20 protein-coding genes are annotated in these 19,746 nt (G+C 69.6%); 3 read left to right on the top strand and 17 right to left on the bottom strand.

Annotated features, from left to right (window positions below):
- Nucleotides 1-29: 29 nt before the first annotated feature.
- From WCD84_RS02305 to WCD84_RS02260, 10 genes are all read right to left on the bottom strand, one after another.
- Nucleotides 30-545: a DUF2271 domain-containing protein gene (locus tag WCD84_RS02305; protein WP_343280282.1), complete on the bottom strand. Its 516-nt coding sequence runs from the start codon at nucleotides 543-545 to the stop codon at nucleotides 30-32.
- A gap of 17 nt (nucleotides 546-562) precedes the next feature.
- The gene (locus WCD84_RS02300) at nucleotides 563-1,204 is read right to left on the bottom strand and encodes a PepSY-associated TM helix domain-containing protein (RefSeq protein WP_343280281.1); all 642 of its coding nucleotides are present in this window, start codon (nucleotides 1,202-1,204) and stop codon (nucleotides 563-565) included.
- A gap of 18 nt (nucleotides 1,205-1,222) precedes the next feature.
- Entirely contained in the window at nucleotides 1,223-3,601 is a 2,379-nt protein-coding gene (locus tag WCD84_RS02295) for a TonB-dependent receptor domain-containing protein (RefSeq protein WP_343280280.1), read from the bottom strand.
- A 251-nt stretch (nucleotides 3,602-3,852) separates the two neighbouring features.
- Nucleotides 3,853-4,188 carry a non-heme iron oxygenase ferredoxin subunit gene (locus WCD84_RS02290; protein ID WP_343280279.1) on the bottom strand — a complete coding sequence of 112 codons (336 nt, stop codon included), beginning with the start codon at nucleotides 4,186-4,188 and terminating at the stop codon, nucleotides 3,853-3,855.
- Entirely contained in the window at nucleotides 4,185-4,709 is a 525-nt protein-coding gene (locus WCD84_RS02285; protein ID WP_343280278.1) for a GNAT family N-acetyltransferase, read from the bottom strand. The genes WCD84_RS02290 and WCD84_RS02285 overlap by 4 nt, the downstream gene beginning before the upstream one ends.
- A 28-nt stretch (nucleotides 4,710-4,737) precedes the next feature.
- The gene (locus WCD84_RS02280; protein WP_343280277.1) at nucleotides 4,738-6,003 is read right to left on the bottom strand and encodes a cysteine desulfurase; all 1,266 of its coding nucleotides are present in this window, start codon (nucleotides 6,001-6,003) and stop codon (nucleotides 4,738-4,740) included.
- Nucleotides 6,003-7,274, bottom strand: a complete 1,272-nt coding sequence (gene sufD, locus WCD84_RS02275) for a Fe-S cluster assembly protein SufD (protein WP_343280276.1) — start codon at nucleotides 7,272-7,274, stop codon at nucleotides 6,003-6,005. Before sufD ends, WCD84_RS02280 begins: the two co-directional genes overlap by 1 nt.
- On the bottom strand, nucleotides 7,274-8,041 hold the full coding sequence (sufC, locus tag WCD84_RS02270) for a Fe-S cluster assembly ATPase SufC (RefSeq protein WP_343253834.1): 768 nt from the start codon (nucleotides 8,039-8,041) through the stop codon (nucleotides 7,274-7,276). Before sufC ends, sufD begins: the two co-directional genes overlap by 1 nt.
- Before the next feature lie 122 nt (nucleotides 8,042-8,163).
- A complete protein-coding gene (gene sufB, locus WCD84_RS02265) occupies nucleotides 8,164-9,633 on the bottom strand; it encodes a Fe-S cluster assembly protein SufB (protein WP_343253833.1) in 1,470 nt (489 codons plus the stop codon).
- A 17-nt stretch (nucleotides 9,634-9,650) separates the two neighbouring features.
- Entirely contained in the window at nucleotides 9,651-10,118 is a 468-nt protein-coding gene (locus WCD84_RS02260; RefSeq protein ID WP_343280275.1) for an SUF system Fe-S cluster assembly regulator, read from the bottom strand.
- Nucleotides 10,119-10,311: 193 nt separating this feature from the next.
- On the opposite strand from WCD84_RS02260, the gene WCD84_RS02255 reads away from it, so the two are divergent.
- Nucleotides 10,312-10,809 carry an SET domain-containing protein gene (locus WCD84_RS02255; protein ID WP_343253831.1) on the top strand — a complete coding sequence of 166 codons (498 nt, stop codon included), beginning with the start codon at nucleotides 10,312-10,314 and terminating at the stop codon, nucleotides 10,807-10,809.
- 15 nt (nucleotides 10,810-10,824) lie between these two features.
- Here WCD84_RS02255 and WCD84_RS02250 read toward each other — a convergent pair whose 3' ends face one another.
- The 6 genes from WCD84_RS02250 to fusA form a co-directional block, all read right to left on the bottom strand.
- A complete protein-coding gene (locus WCD84_RS02250; RefSeq protein ID WP_343280274.1) occupies nucleotides 10,825-11,628 on the bottom strand; it encodes a hypothetical protein in 804 nt (267 codons plus the stop codon).
- 89 nt (nucleotides 11,629-11,717) lie between these two features.
- The gene (locus WCD84_RS02245; RefSeq protein WP_343280273.1) at nucleotides 11,718-12,149 is read right to left on the bottom strand and encodes a hypothetical protein; all 432 of its coding nucleotides are present in this window, start codon (nucleotides 12,147-12,149) and stop codon (nucleotides 11,718-11,720) included.
- A 69-nt stretch (nucleotides 12,150-12,218) separates the two neighbouring features.
- Nucleotides 12,219-12,809, bottom strand: coding sequence for a M23 family metallopeptidase (locus WCD84_RS02240; protein ID WP_343280272.1), 591 nt, complete (start codon nucleotides 12,807-12,809; stop codon nucleotides 12,219-12,221).
- Between the two features lies 1 nt (nucleotide 12,810).
- Complete coding sequence (locus WCD84_RS02235; RefSeq protein ID WP_343253827.1) at nucleotides 12,811-13,461, bottom strand: tellurite resistance TerB family protein; 651 nt, start codon at nucleotides 13,459-13,461, stop codon at nucleotides 12,811-12,813.
- A gap of 153 nt (nucleotides 13,462-13,614) precedes the next feature.
- Complete coding sequence (locus tag WCD84_RS02230; protein WP_343253826.1) at nucleotides 13,615-14,004, bottom strand: HU family DNA-binding protein; 390 nt, start codon at nucleotides 14,002-14,004, stop codon at nucleotides 13,615-13,617.
- Between the two features lie 142 nt (nucleotides 14,005-14,146).
- Entirely contained in the window at nucleotides 14,147-16,210 is a 2,064-nt protein-coding gene (gene fusA, locus WCD84_RS02225) for an elongation factor G (RefSeq protein WP_343280271.1), read from the bottom strand.
- A 244-nt stretch (nucleotides 16,211-16,454) separates the two neighbouring features.
- Between fusA and WCD84_RS02220 the strand changes: the two genes are divergently transcribed.
- Nucleotides 16,455-16,889: an OsmC family protein gene (locus WCD84_RS02220; RefSeq protein WP_343277686.1), complete on the top strand. Its 435-nt coding sequence runs from the start codon at nucleotides 16,455-16,457 to the stop codon at nucleotides 16,887-16,889.
- Between the two features lie 109 nt (nucleotides 16,890-16,998).
- A complete protein-coding gene (locus WCD84_RS02215) occupies nucleotides 16,999-18,714 on the top strand; it encodes an amidohydrolase (protein WP_343280270.1) in 1,716 nt (571 codons plus the stop codon).
- 114 nt (nucleotides 18,715-18,828) lie between these two features.
- Here WCD84_RS02215 and WCD84_RS02210 read toward each other — a convergent pair whose 3' ends face one another.
- On the bottom strand, nucleotides 18,829-19,704 hold the full coding sequence (locus WCD84_RS02210) for a PhzF family phenazine biosynthesis protein (protein ID WP_343253823.1): 876 nt from the start codon (nucleotides 19,702-19,704) through the stop codon (nucleotides 18,829-18,831).
- Between the last annotated feature and the right edge of the window lie 42 nt (nucleotides 19,705-19,746).

Below are 19,746 nucleotides of genomic sequence, written 5' to 3'. Positions count from 1 at the left end.
CTGCGTGCCGAGGCTCGTTCGAGTGGGATTCAAGGCTTGATGGCGAGGCTCACCGCGCCGAGTTCGGTCTTGCCCTGCGCCTTGCCCGACTGCGCGGCCTTCGCCGGCCAGTCGAAGGGGATCTTCAGCAGTTCGCGGCCGCCCACTTCACGCACGGCTTCGACGACCATGCTGTAGCGCCCCGGCGCGAGGCCGGACAGCCGCGGATCGCGGGCGTCGAACTTCAATGCATGGCGGCCAGCGGGACGGGTCGGGCCGGTGACGCCGTCCACCGGCATCTGCTGCGTGCGCCCGGACTTGCGCCACCACTGGCGCAGGTCGGGCAGCCACTTGGTGCCATGGCCTTCGGCGGTGTCCTTCATCAGGTACCAGACCGACAGGTCGGCGGCGGCCTTGCCGTCGGCGCCTTCGACATACACCGCCACGTAGGGACGGTGGTACTCGGCCACGGTCATCGACGGGATCTCGACCTCGACGGTCAGCTCCGCGGCGTATACCGGCGTGGCCAGCAGGCCGCCAAGGACAATGGTCAGGGGAATGCGCATGCGTGGCCTCTCGTGGATCAATGGATGAACAGCAGGGCGAGCAGCACCGGCACCACCAGGCCCAGCCCCACCCAGGGCCAGGTGGAGGGGCGCTGGCGCGCGTGCATCTGCAGCAGGAACAGCCCGGTCAGCGTGAACACGATGCAGGCGATGGCGAAGATGTCGATGAACCAGCCCCAGGCCGGCCCGGAGTTGCGGCCCTTGTGCAGGTCGTTGAGGTAGGAGATCCAGCCGCGGTCGGTGCGTTCGTACTCGACGGTGCCGCCGGCCTTGTCGATGGCAAGCCATGCATCGCGGCCGGGGCCGGGCATCGACAGGTAGACCTCGTCCTCGGACCACTCGGCCTCGCGACCGCCGGTCGGTGCGCCGAGTTCGTCGCGAAGCCAGCGCTTGAGCTCGCGCGGCAGCGGCGCGGTGCCTTCGACGTGGGCTTCGAGCTGTGGCAGCAGTTCCGCCGGCAGTTCGACCTGCCGGTTCCCGACCTCGGGATTGCCCTCGATCTTCGCGGCATGGTTGAGCGTGATGCCGGTGACCGCGAACAGCAGCATGCCGACCAGGCACACCGCCGAGCTGATCCAGTGCCACTGGTGCAGCGTGCGCAGCCAGAAGCCGCGGCGCTGGGCCGCGGCGTTGCCGGAAGGTGCGGAGGGTCGGGTCACGTCGGAGCCGGCGTCGGGTCAGAACTGCACGTTCAGGCTGAGCCACAGGTTCCGCGACTTGTCCTTGTTGTTGTAGTCGTCGTAATAGGTCGGCTCGTAGGCGCCGGTCGGATCCTGCGTCCAGACAGTGCGGAAGCTGGTGAAGTCCTCGTCGAGCAGGTTGTTGATGCGCGCGTTGAGGCGGACGTTCTCGCTGAAACGGTACTGCGCGCCGAGATGGAGGACGGTGTAGTCCTCGTAGTCGTAGCGGACGCCGTCGATCACGTCGCGGTAGCGCTTGGAGCGGGTTTCCGACGACAACTGCATGCTGAAGTCATCCGTGGCCTGCCAGTTGAGGCTGGCGTTGACCATGTGCTTGGCGGTGTTGGTCAGCGGCAGGCCCTTGTCGTCGCCGCTCAGCTGCTCGCTGTCGGTGAAGGTGTAGTTGGCGCGCAGCGACCAGGCCTCGCTGATGCCCCAGCGGCCGGCGACTTCCGCACCCTGGATCCGCACCTCGTCGATGTTGATGTTCTGCGCGTAGGTCGTATAGCCCAGCAGGCCGAAGTCGCCAAGGTTGGCGCAGGGACGCACGCCGCCGGTCTCCTCGCAGCTCTGGCTGGTCTCGCCGCGGGCGATCTTGTCGTCGAAATCGTTGCGGAAGATGGTGACGTTGAAGTTGTGCCCGCCCTCGGGCGCGGTCCAGTACAGCGCGACCTCGGTGTTGACGCTGGTCTCCGGCTCGAGGTCCGGATTGCCGACGAATGGCGACGTGCCCTGGCCGCCGAAGCCGATGATGCCGTCGTAGAGGTCGGTGGTCTTGGGCGTCTTGTAGCCGGTGCTGACGCCGCCCTTCAGGGTCCAGGCCGGGGCCAGGTCCCAGACCGCGTACGCACGCGGGCTGAGGCGGCTGCCGAACATGTTGTGGTCGTCGTGGCGCAGGCCCAGGGTGACGGTCAGCGCGTCGATGGGGTTCCAGTTGTCCTCGGCGAACACCGACCACATCTTGTGCTCCTGCACGGTGCCGCCGCCGTCGCCGCCGCCTTCCATGCCGAACACGCCGTCTTCGAGCTCACCGTCGACGACCTGGCCGCCGACGATCACGTGGTGGTTCGCGCCCAGCGCGAAGTCGAGCTTGCCGTCGAGCGTGTACTGGCGGCTTTCCATGGTGCGCTTGGGGCGCGGCAGGAAGGCTTCGACCGCCAGCTGCTGGCGTTCTTCACGGCCCAGGCCGGCATACGGACCGGTGTCGCAGGTGGCGGCGTTGTCGCAGTAGATGTCTTCGTGCAGCAGGCGCTCGGCCACGGTGAAGGGCAGGGTGCGGCCGTGGTTGGCGGTGTCGATATGCGACAGCGACAGGAAGCTGTTGCCGAACTCCCACTGCCCCTGGTGGGTCACGGACCACTGGTCGCGGGTGAACTCCTGGTCGGCGGCATAGCCGACGCGCGGCGGCGCGCGCCAGATGCCGCCCAGCCCGTCCACCGTGCCCAGCGGGTAGGTCTCGGTGCCGAGGTTGTTGATGTACGGCGTGTTGTCGTACACCTGCTCGGATTTGTCGTATTCGAACACCACGCTCTGGAACTCGCCGGGCGTCCAGCTCAGGGTCACGCCGGCGCTCTTGTTGGTGTTGTCGACGGTCTTGCCGCCGCCGCCGAAGCCCAGCGAACGCTCGAACTCCGTGCCGTCGGGAGCGGTGATGACTTCGTACTCGGGCGTCGACGAATTGCGGTCGTACCAGGAGCCGCGCACGGCAAGGCCCAGCGTGTCCTGGACCAGCGGCCCCATGACCGCGAAGTCGAAGGTGCTGTCGCTGCCGAAGTCGTCGTTTTCCTGCAGGTTGTGCGACACCGTGGCCGAACCCATCCAGCGGTCGCCGACCTTGCGGGTGATGATGTTGATCACGCCACCCAGGGCGTCGGCGCCGTACAGCGTGGACGCCGGCCCGCGGATCACTTCGATGCGCTCGATCATGTCCAGCGGCGGCACGTGGTTGAACTGGTTGCCGCCGAAGTTGTTGGGATAGATGTCGCCGTGGTTGTTCTGGCGCTTGCCGTCGATGAGGATCAGCGTGTAGTCCGGCCCCATGCCGCGCATGCTGACGGTCTTCTGCCCGGTCTTGTCCGAGGTCTCGCCGACGTCGACGCCCTCGAGGTCGCGCACGGCGTCGGTCAGGGTCACGTAGGGCCGCGTGGCCAGGTCCTCGCGGGTGATCACGCTGATGCTGGCCGGGGCGTCTGTGATCTTCTGCTCGAAGCCGGCGGCGGTCACCACCAGGGTGTCGAAGGTGGTCGCGTCGCTGCCATCGGACGTCGCATCCTGCGCGAGCGCAGTGGACAGCGGCAGCAGGACGGTGATTGCGGCAAACAGCGCGGTGCGCACGGGTGCGTGGCGCACGCGCAGGCGGGCGGCGGGTGTGGACATGGACGGACTGGCTCCGGAAATCAGTGGGGGTCCACGTCTGGCGGCGGCTTGACGGGGAAGCGTGCGCGGCAACCCGAGGGCCGTCCGCACGCATTCAGCGGATCGCCATGGTAATGAGAACCATTAGCAACCGCAACGGGGAATCATTCACCCCAATTCCCGCACCCCGAACTGTAGGAGCAGCTATAGCTGCGACCCGCCCCCTCCACAGAACCGGATCCCCACGGGTCCCGACGCGCTGCTATCAGGACTCAGTCCCGATCATCCCTCGTCCACACCCCCCCATCCGCCTCACGCTTCACCGGAAACTTCGCCACCGGCTCATACGCCGGCGCACACAGCGCGCTGCCGTCGCGGACGTCGAACCTGGCCCCGTGCAGCACGCACTCGATCGTGCCCTCGTCGGCGTCGAGCGCACCGGCGGAGAGTTCGAAGTCCTCGTGGCTGCAGATGTCCTCCAGCGCGTAGAGTTCGCCGTCGAGGTTCACCACCAGGATCGGCGCCCCGCTGACCTCGTCGAACACGGTCTTCATTTCGCCCGGCAGCAGCTCGGCTCCGGGGCAGACGAAGGTCCAGGCTTCGCTCACAGCATTTTCTCCAGCACCTCGAAACGGAGGTCGTTGCGTCGGGGGACGCCGAAGCGGGCGTCGTCGTAGGGAAAGGCTTTGTGTTCGCCGGTGCGCTGGTAGCCCAGGCGCTGGTACCAGGCGATCAGCTCCGCGCGCAGGTCGATCACCGTCATTCGCATGCACGGCAGGCCCCACTCCCCGCGCGCGATGCGCTCGCATTCGGCGACCACCGCGCGCCCGATGCCGCCGCCCTGCAGGGTCGGCTCCACCGCGAACATGCCGAAATAGCCGGCGCCGCCGGTATCGGCGACGTGCGCGCAGGCTAGCGGCGCGCCGTCGCGCAGGGCCAGCAGCACGCGGCTGCGCGGCTGGCGGATGTCGGCGCGGACCACGTCGGGGTCGATGCGCTCGCCGTCGAGGAAATCGGCCTCGGTGGTCCAGCCGGCGCGGCTGGCCTCGCCGCGGTAGGCGCGGGTGACCAGGCGCACGATGGCGTTGATGTCGGCTTCGGTAGCCGCGCGGAAGTGGAGTTCATCCATGGCGTGATTCTGCCGGCTCGCGCCCGCGTCACGCCAGCAGCTTGCGGACCTTGCGCAGCGCGGCGATAAAGGCGTCGATCTCGTCATGGGTGTTGTAGAAGGCCAGCGAGGCGCGGCAGGTGGCGGTGACGCCCAGCCACTCCAGCAGCGGGTGCGCGCAGTGCTGGCCGGAGCGCACGGCCATGCCCTCGAGGTCGAGCAGGGTGGCGAGGTCGTGCGAGTGCACGCCGTCGATCGCGAACGAGACCACCGCCGCCTTGCCCGGTGCGGTGCCGAAGACGCGCAGGCCGTCGACCTTGGCGAACTCCTCGTCCAGGTGCGCCAGCAATTCCTGCTCGCGGGCTTCGACACGCTCCATGCCCAGCGCCGAAAGGTAGTCGACCGCGGCGCCCATGCCGACGAAGCCGGCAATGTTCGGCGTACCGGCCTCGAACTTGCGTGGCGGGTCGTTGAACACGGTGCCGCCGTCCAGCCGCACTTCCTTGATCATCTCGCCGCCGCCGATGAAGGGCGGCATGGCCTCGAGGTGCTCGCGCCGCGCCCACAGCGCGCCGGTGCCGGTGGGCGCGCACATCTTGTGGCCGGTCAGCGCGTAGAAATCGCAGCCGATCGCGGCGACGTCGACCGGGCGGTGGGGCAGCGCCTGCGAACCGTCGACCACGGTGACGATGCCGCGCCTGCGCGCTTCGCGGCAGATGTCGGCCACAGGATTGACGGTGCCCAGCACGTTGCTGACGTGGGCGACGGCGAGCAGCTTGACGGCGCCGGTCATTTTCGCGCGCAACATGTCCATGTCGAGGCTGCCGTCGGGCAGCAGGTCGACGACGTCGATGCGCGCGCCGGTGCGCTGGGCGACCAGCTGCCAGGGCACGATGTTGGCGTGGTGCTCCATGCGCGTGAGCAGGATCACGTCGCCGGGGCCGAGACGCGGCAGCGCCCAGGAGTAGGCGACCAGGTTGATCGCGAAGGTGGTGCCGCTGGTCAGGACCAGGTCGTCGGGCCGTACGTTGATGAAGCGCGCAAGCTTCGCGCGCGACTGCTCGTAGGCCTCGGTCGCCTCGCTGCCGAGCTGGTGCACGGCGCGGCTGACGTTGGCGTTGTGGCGGCGATAGAACCCGTCGACGGCATCGATCACCGCGGCCGGCTTCTGCCCGGTGTTGGCCGAATCGAAATACACCAGCGGCTTGCCGTGGACCTCCCGCTGCAGCAGCGGGAAGTCCCCCCGCACCGCCGCCCAGTCAATCGTGGCCGGATCCCCACCTCCCGCCGGCGGGTGAAGCTCGCCAGGATCCATCACACCAGTACCTGCGCTTCGACCGCCCGGTCCAGCCTTGCCTCCAGCAATTCGCGGTGCGCGGGGGTCTCCACCACCGACAGCAGCGGTTCGCGCACGAACGCGGCGGTCAGCAGCGCGCGCGCCTCCTCTTCAGGCAGTCCGCGCGAGCGCAGGTAGAACATCGCCGCATCATCGAGCTGGCCGACGGTGGCGCCGTGCGCGGCGGTGACTTCGTCGGCGTGGATCACCAGCACCGGCTGGGTGTCGATCTCGGCGGTGTCGGACAGCAGCAGGTTCTTGTTGGACAGGCGGGCATCGGTACCGTCGGCGCCTTCGCGGATCTCGATGCCGCCGTGGAACACGGCGCGGCCGCGGCCCGCGGCCATGCCCCGCCAGACCAGTTCGCAGCGGGTGTCGCGGGCGATGTGTTCGATCCCCAGGCGGGTGTCGAGGTGGCGGCGGCCGGCAGCCAGCAGCACGCCGTTGGCGACCAGTTCGGCCTTGTCGCCTTCCAGGCGCACGTTGAGCTCGTGGCGCGACAGCGCGCCGCCGAGCTCGAGGTCCAGGCGCCGGTAGCTGGCCTCGCGCGCGAGCACGGCGTCGGTGCGGGTGAACAGCGTGGCGCGGCCGGATTCGTCCTGGATGCGCGCATGGCGCAGCACGGCGCCGGCGGCCAGGTGCACGTGGGCGATGGCGTTGCCGAGGTGGGCGTGGTCGCCGCCGGCCAGGTGGTGTTCGATCACCGTCGCCGAGGCGCCGCGGCGCAGTTCGACCAGGTGGCGTGCGTGCCAGGCGAGGTCGCCTTCCGCCGGCAGTCCCAGGAACACCAGGTGCACCGGCACGTCCACCGCCACGCCTTCGGCCACGCGCAGCACCGCGCCGTCGTCGGCGAGCGCGGCGTTGAGCCGCGCGAAGATCTCGTCCGCACGCTCGTAGCTGCGCGCCAGCACGTTGCTCTCGCGCGGGTCGGGATCGGCCATCGCTTCGGCCATCGACAGCAGGCGCGCGCCTTCGGGCAGCCCGGAGATGTCCGACAGTGCGGCATTGAAGCGGCCGTTGGCGAAGACCAGGCGTGGTGCCGGGATGTCGGCGATGAGCGCCGGATCCACGTCCGCATGCGGCAGCGGCGTGGGCGAGAAGCCGCGGCGCTCCAGCGTGCGCAGGGAGGTGTACTTCCAGGCTTCGCTGCGCGCGTGCGGCAGGCCGTCGCGCAGCGCGGCATCAAGCGCGACGCGGCGGGCGCCGCTGCCGCTGAAGCCGGCCGAAAGGGAATCGAGCAGTGCGGCCATTACGCCACCGCCTCCGGCACCTTGCGCTCGCGCAGCCACTCGTAGCCCTGGGCTTCGAGCTGCAGGGCAAGCTCGGGCCCGCCGGATTCGACGATGCGGCCGTCGGCCAGCACGTGCACGTAATCGGGCCTGATGTACTCGAGCAGGCGCTGGTAGTGCGTGATCACGAGGAAGGCGCGGTCGGGCGAGCGCAGCGCGTTGACGCCGTCGGCGACCTGGCGCAGGGCGTCGATGTCGAGGCCGGAGTCGGTCTCGTCGAGGATCGCCAGCTTCGGCTCAAGCACCGCCATCTGGAAGATCTCGTTGCGCTTCTTCTCGCCGCCGCTGAAGCCCTCGTTGACGCCGCGGTGCAGCAGCTTGTCGTCCAGGTGCAGCACGCCGAGCTTCTCGCGCACGAGCTTCAGGAACTGCATCGAATCCAGCTCCTCCCCGCCGCGCGCCTTGCGCTGGGCGTTGAGCGCGCTGCGCAGGAAGTAGGTGTTGTTCACGCCCGGGATCTCGACCGGGTACTGGAAGGCGAGGAAGACGCCGGCGGCCGCGCGCTCCTCGGGGTCCAGCGCCAGCAGGTCGGCACCCTCGAATTCGACCGTGCCCGCGGTGACGTCATAGCCGTCGCGGCCGGCGATGATGTTGCCCAACGTCGACTTGCCGGCGCCGTTGGGACCCATGATGGCGTGCACTTCGCCGGGCTTCACGTCCAGCGCAAGGCCCTTGAGGATTTCGCGGTCGCCGCCGACGGTGGCGTGGAGGTTGGTGATCTTCAGCATGTCGTTCTCTGGAATGGTGTGGAGCAACCACGAATCATCGTGGGAGCCGCGATGGGAGTTTGTGGGAGCGGCCATGGCCGCGATCCCGATGCAGCACGACCGGGCACCGGCAACGCGGTGGATCAGCCGACCGAGCCCTCGAGGCTCACTTCAAGCAGCTTCTTCGCCTCCACCGCGAACTCCATCGGCAGCTCGCGAAAGACCTGCTTGCAGAAGCCATCCACGATCAGGCTGACCGCGTCCTCCTCGCCCAGCCCGCGGCTGCGGCAATAGAACATCTGGTCGTCGCTGATCTTCGACGTGGTGGCTTCGTGCTCGACGGTGGCACTGGGGTTCTTCACCTCGATGTAGGGGAAGGTATGCGCGCCGCAGGTCTTGCCGATCAGCAGGCTGTCGCACTGCGTGTAGTTGCGCGCGCCCTCCGCCTTCGAGCCGATCTTCACCAGCCCGCGGTAGGTGTTCTGGCCGTGGCCGGCGCTGATGCCCTTGCTGATGATCTTCGACTTGGTGCGCTTGCCGAGGTGGATCATCTTGGTGCCGGTGTCGGCCTGCTGGCGGTGGTGGGTCAGCGCCACCGAGTGGAATTCGCCCGAGGAATCGTCGCCCAGCAGCACGCAGCTCGGGTACTTCCAGGTGATCGCCGAGCCGGTCTCGACCTGGGTCCAGATGACCTTGCTGCGCGCACCGCGGCACTCGGCGCGCTTGGTGACGAAGTTGTAGATGCCGCCAACGCCGTTCTCGTCGCCGGGGTACCAGTTCTGCACGGTCGAGTACTTGATCTCGGCGTCATCGAGCGCGACCAGTTCCACCACGGCCGCATGCAGCTGGTTCTCGTCGCGCATCGGCGCGGTGCAGCCTTCCAGGTAGCTCACGTGCGAGCTTTCCTCGGCGATGATCAGGGTGCGCTCGAACTGGCCGGTATGCCCGGCGTTGATGCGGAAGTAGGTGCTGAGCTCCATCGGGCAGCGCACGCCCTTGGGGATGAACACGAACGAGCCGTCCGAGAACACCGCCGAGTTCAGCGCCGCGAAGTAGTTGTCGCCCGTCGGCACCACGGTGCCGAGGTACTTGCGCACCAGCTCCGGGTGTTCCTTGATCGCCTCGGACATCGAGCAGAAGATCACGCCCTTCTCGGCCAGCTCCTTGCGGAAGGTGGTGCCGACCGAGACGGAGTCGAACACGGCGTCCACGGCCACGCCGGCGAGCTTGGCGCGCTCGTGCAGCGGCACGCCCAGCTTGTCGTAGGTGTCGAGGAGCTCCTGCGGGACCTCGTCCAGCGACGCGTACTTCGGCCCCTTGGGCGCGGAGTAGTAGCTGATCGCCTGGAAGTCGATCGGCGCGATCGAAAGCTTGGCCCAGTGCGGCACCGGCATGGTCAGCCAGTGGCGGTAGGCCTCGAGGCGCCATTCGGTCATCCACCCGGGCTCTTCCTTGATCGCGGACAGGGCGCGGATGGTGTCTTCGTCCAGGCCCGGCGGCAGCGAGTCGGACTCGATGTCGGTGATGAAGCCGGCCTCGTACTTGCGGCCGAGCTGCTCGTGGATTTCCCGGTTCGCAACGGGTTCGATGGATGCTTCGATCTGGGTGGCCATGGGGGCTGCCTGGGTCTTCATACGGTGGCGAGGCGGGCGGGGATGCGTCTGGACGCACCCGGGCCGGCCCCGGATCGGGGGTGTGGCGCTTCAAGCATCTGCGCCAGGCTGACGCCGCGCAGGGCGTCGGCGACGATGTCGTTGATGCGCCGCCAGTTGGCGCGCGCGCCGCAGTGTTCGGCGATGCCGCAGCTGGCGTCCTCGAGGCTGCACTCGGTCATCGCCAGCGGCCCTTCCATGGCTTCGACGATGGCGATCAGGCTGATCTCCGACGCCGGGCGCGACAGGCGGTAGCCGCCGTGCGCGCCGCGGAAGGCCTCGAGCAGCCCGGCCTGCGCCAGCGGCTTGAGCAGCTTGCTGACCGTGGGCGCTTCCAGTCCCGCGCGTTCCGCCAGCTCGGCCGCGCTCAGGACGCGGTCCGGCTCCGCGGCAAGCACGGTCAGCACCACGGTGGCGTAGTCGGTGAGGCGGGTGACGCGCAGCATCGGAGGCGGTGGCCCTTAAAGAGGACCGAAATTGTACCATTTGCGCCGGTCGCGTCCAACCGGCTTTTGCCGGGACGCGAGGCACGCGTGATCGCAGCTGTAGCGGCTCTACAGGGGGTGGCTGCGCGTGTGCGATGGAAGAACGACCGCGCTTCCACCACAATGACCGTTTCCCAGCGAGACGATGCCGCAGATGGCCAAGAGCAAGGACACGTCCGGCAAGAAGGACAAGAAGATCGAGGCCCGCCAATCGGAGATCCACGGCAACGGCGTGTTCGCCACCGCGGTGATCGAGAAGGAAGAGCGCATCGTCCGCTACAAGGGCAGGCTCCGCAGCCATGACGAGGTCGATTCCGAATACGGCGAACTCGACGAGAACGGCCACACGTTCCTGTTCACCCTCAACGACGAGTACGTCATCGACGGCAACATGGACAGCGGCGTCGCGCGCTGGATCAACCACAGCTGCGCGCCGAACTGCGAAGCCGTGGTGGAAGAGGACGACAAGGGCCGCCCGCACAAGGACAAGGTGTTCATCGAGGCGCTGCGGCGCATCGAGCCGGGCGAGGAGCTGACGTACAACTACGGCATCACCCTGGACGAACGCCACACCCCGAAGCTGAAGAAGCTCTGGGGCTGCCGCTGCGGCGCGCCGGAATGCACCGGCACGATGCTGCAGCCGAAGCGCTGACCGGCCCGGAGCGGCTCAGGGCTGCAGTTCGCGCAGGTCCGCCGAAACGATGTGCCAGCCCGGCACTGCGCCCTCCACCACGGAGCTGCGCATCGCGAAGCTGCCGGCCTGGCGCAGCTCGCGGCCGTCGGCGCCGCGGCTGGTGACGGTCACCGGCACCTCCACGTAGCGCGAGCCGGCGGCACCCTCCACGCGGCCCGGGGCGCCGATCGAGACGCGGATGACGCGGGTGTCCTGGAAGGCCGATGCGAACTGCTCCGGGGTGCGACCGCTGCTGCGGCCGCCGTCGGACCAGGCGGCATAGGCGCGATTGAAGTCACCGGCACCGATCGCGTCGTAATAGGCGCGGACCGCGCTGGCCGCTTCCTGCGCCGACGATGCCGCTGGCGGCGTGGATGCGGGCGCGGCCATCTCGGCGGCGCCGGGCAGGGGGCCGGCGCCCAGTCCCGTCTCGGGGTTGTCTTCCAGCGGTGGCAACGTGCCCTGGGCTCCACGGGCGTCGGTGAAATGCGGCAGCGTCGCCTGGCCGGAAGGCGTGCCATCGGCACCGGGCAGCGCGGGAAGCGCCATGCCGTCGGAGAACAGCGTGCCCGGCTCGGCGCCTTCGGTCGCCAGCGAGGCGCTCGGGCCGGCAAGCGGGACGGCGCCGGGGCCGGGTGCATCGGGCATGCCGGTCACGCCGCCGCTGCGCGGCTGCGCGGGCGCGGGCAGGGTTTCGAAATCCTCCTCCGCGACGGCGGCAGGCGTGGCGGCTTCATCGCCGCAGCCCGCGAGGGCGGATGCCAGGACGGCAATGGTCAGCAACTGCAGTGGGGACATGGTGGCGTATGCGCGTGCGGAGGCTGCGCCAGACGATACGCGCCGGCGATGAACGCATCGTCAGCACCCGTCTCTTTGTGAATGCCGCATCAGGACAGCGAGGTGAGCACCCGCCGATGCGGCTGCAGCCAGGCCAACAGCATCCCGAGCAGCACCATCGCAAGCAGGTCGAAGGCCACCTGGCGCAGCACCAGCGACGGCGGCAGCGGTTGCCCGACGAAGGCCAGGATGTGCCAGGGCACGTAGGAAACCAGCGCCACCGCCAGCCCGAAGCGCGCGCCGCGGCCGAGGTCGACGCCGTCGCTTGCCGGCATCCGCCGGTACAGCCAGATCATTGCCAGGCCAAGGCACGCATACGCCGGAATGATCCATGCCGCCTGCGCGTTGGCCTGCTCGGGCGACCGATACAGCTGGGCGAGTGCCTGGTAGTCGGGCCGCAGCAGCAGTCCGTGGACCAGGAAGCCGAGCAGCAGGCCGGCAGCGCCGACCACGATCCCGCAAATCCAGAAGCGCTTGTCCATGCCGGTCCAGTGGAGCGCGGTGCCGCCGCGCGATGGCCAAAGCCTAGCGCCGTGCCGCGTGGCCGTCGATCACGGCCGCGCGGTCGTCGCGTCTACTGACGTAGCGCCACGCCCGTGTGCACGCAGCAACGGCAGCGGATCGATGGCGCCGCCTTCGCCGTAGATGCCGTAATGCAGGTGCGGCGGGGTGCCGCGTGCGTTGCCGGTGTCGCCCACCGTGCCCAGTGGATCACCGGGCCACACCACGTCGCCGACCGCGATGCCTTCCGCCCAGTCGTCCAGGTGCGCGTAATAGTGGCGCTGCCGCGCGGGACCGGTCACCCAGACCTGGCGGCCGCCGAGTCCAGCTTCGCGCACTGCGGTCACGATGCCGCGCGTGGAGCTCGTCACCAACGTGCCGCGCGCGGCAAAGATGTCCACGCCCTCGTGGCTGCGGTCCCGCCCGCGCGGTGCGCCGAAGGTGTCGGCAACCCTGCTGGCGTCCACCCCTTCGACCGGCATCGCCACCGCAACCGGCGGCGGCATGCGCGAGAGTTCCCAGTGCGTCCGCGTCCTGGCCATGAACGGCTGGTCCCAGGCCCAGTACGCCAGTGCAGCGAGCGCTGCCAGGACGAACAGCCAGGCGACCAGTCGTGCAAGCAGGCGGACGAGCGCGGGCACGTCAGGCGCGTTGGAGCTCGTTCTGCAGGCGCTGGCGCAGGTCTTCGTCGAGCTTGAGCTGGCGCGCGAGCTCGTCGAGGTAGGCGCGCTCCATGAAGTTCTGCTCGTCGACCGCCATCAGGCTGGCCAGGTACATCTCCGAAGCGATTTCAGGCGTCGTCGCCGCGCGGGCGACCTCGGCCGGATCCAGCGGCTTGGCGAGTTCGGCGTGCAGCCACTGCTGCACTTCGCTGCCGGGGTTCAGGCGCGCGAACTCGCCCTCGATCACCCCGCGCTCGCGCTCGTCGATGTGGCCGTCGGCCTTCGCCGCGCCCACCAGCGCGCGCAGGATCGCCTCGCTGTGCAGCGCCGCCTGCGGCGGCGGAAGCCGGTCGACGGTCTGCGGCGGAGCGGCCTGCGCATTGCCCTGCTGCGTCTTGTAGTCGCCGTAGGCCTTGTAGGCCATCACGCCGATTGCGGCCAGGCCGCCATAGGTCGCAAGCTTGCGCGTGGACTTGTTCTTGCCCAGCAGCAGGCCAAGCGCGCCGCCGGTGATCGCGCCCTTGCCGAAGTCGGCATTGAGCAGGCTGCCGCCAGTCGATGGCTGCGCGCCCGGCGCCTGGGTGGCGGACTGGGACTTCAGGAGGTGGTCGAGGAAGCCTTGCAGGTTCATGCGTGTGCCCTGTGGTGCGGGGGAGGAGCCGGCATGCGGCCGGCGACCGGACGAGGATGCGCGCAGGCGTGTTGCGAAAACGTGGCCGTTGCCCGGAAACAACTCGGGACGGCGATTGCCGTCCCGAGCAGGTGGAGCACTGGAGCGCTGCGATCAGGCAGCGGCGTCCTTCAGCTTCTTCAGCGGACGCACCTTGACCTTCACCGAGGCGGGCTTGGCGGCGAACCACTGCTCTTCCTTGGTGAACGGGTTGATGCCCTTGCGCTTGGGCTTGGCCGGCACCTTGACCGAGGTGATCTTCAGCAGGCCGGGCAGGGTGAAGCTGCCGATGCCCTTCTTGTTGACCGAACCGTGCACTGCGCCCTCGAGCGAGGCGAGGACGGCGCGGACGTCCTTGGCTGCAAGGCCGGTGCCCTCCACGATGTGCGCGACAAGGCCGGACTTGGTCAGGGCGTCCTTGATCGGCTTCGGCGCGGCCGGCTTGGCAGCAGCGACTTTCTTCGGGGCGGCCTTCTTGACCGCCTTGGTTGCTTTCTTCGCCATGTTTATGTGATTCCGTTTATCGGTAATGGGTAGTCGGGCCGACCCCGTCGGCAATCGCAATGTAGGGCATGCCCGGGGCCACGCCAAGTGGAAAGCGCGGTAAAACCCGATCTTTCCTGCGCCGCGCGCGCCCGGCCCCTGCTCAATCGTCGTCCCGGCCGGGATGCCAGGCAGCGGCCAGTGCCTGCTGGAGCTGCGCCGGAACCGGCTCGTAGTGGCTGAAATCAAGCGAATAACGGCCCCGTCCCGCGGTCGCCGACTGCAGTTCGGCGGGGTAGCCATCGAGCTCCGACAGCGGCACCTGCGCCTTGACGACGATGTTGCCGCCGCGCGCCGCATCGGTGCCCAGGATGCGCGCGCGGCGCCCGGCAAGCCCGCCGCTGATGTCGCCCATGTGCGCCTCGGGCGAGGTCACCACCAGGTCGACGATGGGTTCGAGCACCTTCGGCGAAGCCTTGGCGACCGCGTCGAGGAAGGCCTTGCGCCCGGCGGTCACGAACGCGATCTCCTTGCTGTCGACCGGGTGGTGCCGGCCGTCGAGCACGGTGACGCGCACGTCCTGGATCGAGTGCCCGGCCACGGCGCCGCCGGCCATCGCCTGCTGCACGCCCTTCTCCACCGCGGGGATGAACTGGCCGGGGATGGTGCCGCCCTTCACCGCGTCGACGAACTCGAATCCGGCGCCGCGCGGCAGCGGCTCCACGCGCAGCATGACCTCGCCGAACTGGCCGGCGCCGCCAGTCTGCTTCTTGTGCCGGTAATGGCCTTCGGCGGCGGCGCTGACGGTTTCGCGATAGGCGATGCGCGGCGGCCGCGAATGCACCTCGACGCCGTGGCGTTCGCGCAGGCGGTCCAGCTGGATGCGCAGGTGCAGCTCGGAGAGCCCGCGCACCACGGTCTCGTTGGTCTCGGCGTCGTGCTCGACCTGGAAGCAGGGATCCTCTTCCGACAGCTTGTGCAGGGCGGTGGCGAGCTTCTGCTCCTGGCCACGGCTGCCGGCCTCCACCGCCAGGCCGAACATCGGCCGGGGGTAGGCCATCGGCTCGAGGTGGATGTGGTCCTCGTCGTGGCTGTCGTGGAGCACGGCGTCGAAGTGCAGCTCCTCGACCTTGGCCACCGCGGCGATGTCGCCGGGCACCGCCTGCTCGATCTCGACGTGGTCCTTGCCCTGGATCCGGTACAGGTGCGCGACCTTGAACGGCTTGCGGGCGTCGTCGACGAACAGCTGCTGGTCGCGCCTCACCGTGCCCTGGTGCACCCGGAACACGCCGAGCTTGCCGACGAAGGGATCGTTGATGATCTTGAAGACATCGGCGATCACGTGCGCGTCGGGGTCCGGGCGCGAGGCCACCGCGTTCGCGCCGTCGCCGCTGCCGCGCTTGAACGGCGGCGGATTCGCCTCGCCCGGGTGCGGGAACAGGCCGGCGATGGTGTCCAGGCACTCGCGCAGGCCGGTGCCCGTGCGCGCGGAGACGAAGCACACCGGCACCAGGTGGTCTTCGCGCAGGCACTGCTCCAAGGCGTCGTGCAGCTCGTCGCGGCCAAGCGCGGACTCGCCGCCGTCCAGGTAGTGCTCCATCACCGACTCCTCGACCTCGACCACCTGGTCGAGGATGCGCCGGTGCCACTCCGCGACCGGGCCGAGGTCGCTGTCGCCACCGCCGCCGGCGAAGCAGTCGACCACCCGCGTCCCGCCTTCGGCCGGCAGGTTGACCGGCAGCACTTCGGGGCCGAACTCCCGGCGCAGCTCGCCGAGCAGGCGCGCGCAGTCCGCGCCCTCGGCGTCGATGCGGTTGACCACGATGGCGCGGCCCAGTCCCCGGCGCGCGGCGTGCTCCATGATCCGCCGGGTGCCGTGTCCGATCCCGGTGTCGGCGTCCACCACCACCGCGACCGTCTCCACCGCCGACAGCGCCGACAGCGCGGCGCCGCGAAAATCCGGGTAGCCCGGCGTGTCTAGCAGGTTGATGTGGACGCGGCTGCCGTCCGCCGCGCGGTGGTCGATGCCGGCGATCGCGGCATCGATGGAATGCCCGCGCGAGCGTTCCAGCGGATCGAAGTCGGAGACCGTGCTGCCGCGTTCGATGCTGCCTGCCGCCTGGATCGCGCCGCCGGCATGCAGCAGGGCTTCGAACAGCGTGGTCTTGCCGGCGCCAGGGTGGCCTGCGAGGGCCACGTTGCGGATGTCTTGGGTTGCATGGGACATGAGTCCGTTTCTCCCTTGGCTGGGCGGAAAGGACGTCATGGCTGTCCGTCGCATGCTGCGACCGGGCCTGCACACGGCGGGCGGTCATGGCGGAAAGGCACAGTAGCGCGGCGCGTGCGCGGGCGTCGCGTTGCGACGCAGCATGCGCGTTGGGCAGGGTGCGCCGAACGCCGTGATCGCCAAACGCCGGCGTAACGATGGAGCCGCTAGCGTGTCGGGTCCATATGAAGAACGGAGCACCACCATGGGCATCTCGCGCAAGGCCACCGCACACTGGGAAGGCGACCTCAAGTCCGGCCGCGGCAGCATCAGCACCCCGGCCAGCGGGCTGATGCAGGACACCCGCTACGGCTTCAACAGCCGCTTCGGCGACGAGAAGGGCACCAATCCGGAAGAGCTGATCGCCGCGGCGCACGCCGGCTGCTTCACCATGGCGCTGGCCAATGCACTGGCCGAAGCCGGGCATCCGGCCGAGTCGGTGGACTCGCGCGCCGAGGTCGACCTGTCGATGGAAGGCGGGCCGACGCTGAGCGCGATCAGGCTGTTCACCAAGGCCAAGGTGCCGGGCATCGAGGACGCGAAGTTCCGCGCCATCGCCGACGACGCCAAGAAGAACTGCCCGGTGTCCAAGGCGCTGTCGGCGGTGCCGATCACGCTCGAGGCCGAACTCCTGGCCTGAGGATCGGCGGTGTCGGAGCTGCGCGGCGGGCTGCGGGCGAAAAGGGCACGTTGCCCCGCCGCGCGATCGCGGACATAGTCGGCGCGGTCCATCCACGGAGCCACGCCGCATGCGCCGCAACGCCGCCACGATCCTCGCCCCCGCCATCGCAAGCGTGCTGCTTGCCCTGGCCGGAAACGTCCTCGCCGCCGATGGCGAAAAGCTCCTGACCGCGGCGCAGATCCATACCTCGGATGCGGACATGCCGGTGGCCACCGCGATGGTCTGGGGCGCCGACGGCCGCATCCTCGCCGTCGGCGATGCCGGAACGCTGGCCGCGCGGCACCCCGACGCCGAGCGCATCGATGCCGGCAACGCCACGGTCATCCCGGGGCTGATCGACGCCCATGCGCACCTCATCGGCCTGGGCGAGGCATTGATGCAGGCCGATCTTGTCGGCGCGCGCAGCACGGACGAAATCGTGCAGCGCCTGCAGGCGTTCGCGAAGGACCTGCCGCAGGGCGCATGGCTGATGGGCCGTGGCTGGGACCAGAACCTGTGGCCCGACAGCGCGTTCCCCACGGCCGCGGTGCTGGACGCCGCCTTCCCGGAGCGCCCGGTGGTGCTCGAGCGCATCGACGGACACGCGACCTGGGCCAACAGCGCGGCGATGCGCGCGGCCGGGCGCGACCTGTCCGGCGACTGGCAGCCCGAAGGCGGCCTGGTGCTGCGCGAAGACGGCCAGGCCACGGGGGTGTTCATCGACATGGCCTCCCAGCCGGTCTATGCCGCCGCACCCGCGCCCGACGACGCATGGCAGGACCGTGCGCTGGAGCGTGCGCTTCGCCACGTCGCAGGCCTCGGCCTCACGGGCGTGCACGACATGGGCACCTCCCGCGGCGGGCTCGAGCGCATGAAGCGCTTCGCCGACCGCGGCGCGCTCAGCCTGCGCGTGCGCGCCTACGCCCAGCGCGACAGCGGCCTGGTGGACGAACTCTGCCGCGACGGGCACTACAGCCATTCCTCGGGCCGGCTGGACATGCGCGGCGTGAAGCTGATGATCGACGGCGCGCTTGGCAGCCGCGGCGCGGCGCTGATCGAGGACTACAGCGATGATCCGGGCAACCGCGGCCTGCTGGTGCAGAGCGAAGAGGACTTCGAGGCCGCGGTGCGCCGCGCCCACGGCTGCGGCCTGCAGGTGGCCACCCATGCCATCGGCGACCGCGGCAACCGCCTGGTGCTTGATGTCTACGGGCGCGTTCTGGGCACAGATTCGGCTGGCGACCACCGCTGGCGCGTCGAACATGCGCAGGTGATGGCGCCGGGTGACATCGCGCGCTTCGCCGGCCTGCACCTGGTCGCGTCGATGCAGCCTACGCACGCCACATCCGACATGGGTTGGGCCGGTGAGCGCCTGGGCGAGGCGCGGCTTGCCGGTGCCTATGCCTGGCGCAGCTTCGAAAAGGCCGGCGTGCCGCTGGCGCTGGGCTCGGACTTCCCGGTCGAGTTCCCCGATCCCCGACTTGGCCTGCTTGCCGCGGTGACCCGCCAGGACGTGCATGGACATCCGCCGGGCGGATGGCTTCCGGACCAGGCGCTGACCGCGGCCGAGGCCCTGTACGGCTTCACTGCCGGCGCGGCCCGGGCGGCGTTCGACGAGGACGAAACCGGCCGCCTGGTCCCGGGCCTGCGCGCGGATTTCGTGGTGCTGGGCGAGGATCCGCTGGCGATCCCCGGCAGCGAACTCGATTCGCTCACCGTGCGCTCGACCTGGGTCGATGGGCGACCGGTGTACGAGGCCGAAGTCGCCGCCATGGCGGCTCCCACGAAAGCGCCCCACCTGTAGGAGCAGCTACAGCTGCGATTGCCACGATCGCCGCTATAGCGGCTCCCACAAAAGCGGCGCGGCTACACACGCGCGGCTCCCCACAGGCGCGGCTGCTACAAGGGGGCGGCGGGGCTACCAGTCGATGCTGCCGCTGACGATGCTGCGCGCGCGGCCGCCGGACCAGACTTCGCCGTCGGCATCGACGCGCAGTTCGATGATGGCGTCATGCCCGACTTCGCGACCCTGGCTGATGCGGTAGAAGCCGTCGTCGCCGGGCAGAGCGTCGCGTTCGGCAAGCCACGCGGCGAGCGTCGCGTTCGCCGCGCCGGACGCTGCGTCCTCGAACGGCGCCGGCGAGCCCACCCAGGCGCGGACGGCGAGGTAATAGACCGGGTCCTCGCTGCGCGCGAACGCGCACAGGCCCATGGCCCCGGTGGCTTCGGCCAGGGCCGTGATCGCGGCCCAGTCGGGCGTCGCCGAACGCAGTTCGGCTTCGTCGCGCAGCTCGGCCAGCCACCAGCGGCGGCCGCCGTCCATCAGCACCGGGGGCAGCGCCCCCGTGACGAGGCCGCCCAGGGCATCGCGCAGGCGCGGATCGTCGGCGCCGGCGACTTCGACCACGCTCGCGCGCGGCGTGCGCACCGCGACCGTGCGCGACGCACCTTCGCCGTCCACGCGCAGCGGCAGTTCGCCGACCGCGCAGGACTGGACCAGGATGCCGTCGCGCGGCTTGACCAGGCCACGGTCCAGCAGCACGTGCGCGGTGCCGACGCTGGGATGGCCGGCAAAGGGAACCTCGCGGCGCGGGCTGAAGATGCGCACGGCGTAGTCGGCCGATGCGGTGGGCGAGGGAAAGACGAAGGTGGTTTCCGGCAGCCGCGTCCAGCGTGCGATCGCCTGCATGGTGGCGTCGTTGATGTCGCCGGCGTCGGGAATGACGGCCAGCGGGTTGCCGGCGCCGGCGCGGTCGGAGAACACGTCCAGCTGGACGTAGGGACGTGCGGTCATCGGGAGCTCCAGCGCGGGCGCGCCAGTGTAGCCGCGGCGCCC

This window comes from Luteimonas changyuni (assembly GCF_039548395.1).
Classification (GTDB): Bacteria; Pseudomonadota; Gammaproteobacteria; order Xanthomonadales; family Xanthomonadaceae; genus Luteimonas.
The sequence above is the reverse complement of the archived record's forward strand: the minus strand, read 5'-3'. Positions and strand labels throughout refer to the sequence as shown.

Bases quoted from the DNA above. Each gene is read 5' to 3' on its own strand.
- WCD84_RS02305 (WP_343280282.1), bottom strand. From the start codon at position 545: ATGCGCATTCCCCTGACCATTGTCCTTGGCGGCCTGCTGGCCACGCCG.
- WCD84_RS02295 (WP_343280280.1), bottom strand. From the start codon at position 3,601: ATGTCCACACCCGCCGCCCGCCTGCGCGTGCGCCACGCACCCGTGCGC.
- WCD84_RS02285 (WP_343280278.1), bottom strand. From the start codon at position 4,709: ATGGATGAACTCCACTTCCGCGCGGCTACCGAAGCCGACATCAACGCC.
- WCD84_RS02280 (WP_343280277.1), bottom strand. From the start codon at position 6,003: ATGGATCCTGGCGAGCTTCACCCGCCGGCGGGAGGTGGGGATCCGGCC.
- sufD (WP_343280276.1), bottom strand. From the start codon at position 7,274: ATGGCCGCACTGCTCGATTCCCTTTCGGCCGGCTTCAGCGGCAGCGGC.
- sufC (WP_343253834.1), bottom strand. From the start codon at position 8,041: ATGCTGAAGATCACCAACCTCCACGCCACCGTCGGCGGCGACCGCGAA.
- sufB (WP_343253833.1), bottom strand. From the start codon at position 9,633: ATGGCCACCCAGATCGAAGCATCCATCGAACCCGTTGCGAACCGGGAA.
- WCD84_RS02260 (WP_343280275.1), bottom strand. From the start codon at position 10,118: ATGCTGCGCGTCACCCGCCTCACCGACTACGCCACCGTGGTGCTGACC.
- WCD84_RS02255 (WP_343253831.1), top strand. From the start codon at position 10,312: ATGGCCAAGAGCAAGGACACGTCCGGCAAGAAGGACAAGAAGATCGAG.
- WCD84_RS02250 (WP_343280274.1), bottom strand. From the start codon at position 11,628: ATGTCCCCACTGCAGTTGCTGACCATTGCCGTCCTGGCATCCGCCCTC.
- WCD84_RS02245 (WP_343280273.1), bottom strand. From the start codon at position 12,149: ATGGACAAGCGCTTCTGGATTTGCGGGATCGTGGTCGGCGCTGCCGGC.
- WCD84_RS02235 (WP_343253827.1), bottom strand. From the start codon at position 13,461: ATGAACCTGCAAGGCTTCCTCGACCACCTCCTGAAGTCCCAGTCCGCC.
- WCD84_RS02230 (WP_343253826.1), bottom strand. From the start codon at position 14,004: ATGGCGAAGAAAGCAACCAAGGCGGTCAAGAAGGCCGCCCCGAAGAAA.
- fusA (WP_343280271.1), bottom strand. From the start codon at position 16,210: ATGTCCCATGCAACCCAAGACATCCGCAACGTGGCCCTCGCAGGCCAC.
- WCD84_RS02220 (WP_343277686.1), top strand. From the start codon at position 16,455: ATGGGCATCTCGCGCAAGGCCACCGCACACTGGGAAGGCGACCTCAAG.
- WCD84_RS02215 (WP_343280270.1), top strand. From the start codon at position 16,999: ATGCGCCGCAACGCCGCCACGATCCTCGCCCCCGCCATCGCAAGCGTG.
- WCD84_RS02210 (WP_343253823.1), bottom strand. From the start codon at position 19,704: ATGACCGCACGTCCCTACGTCCAGCTGGACGTGTTCTCCGACCGCGCC.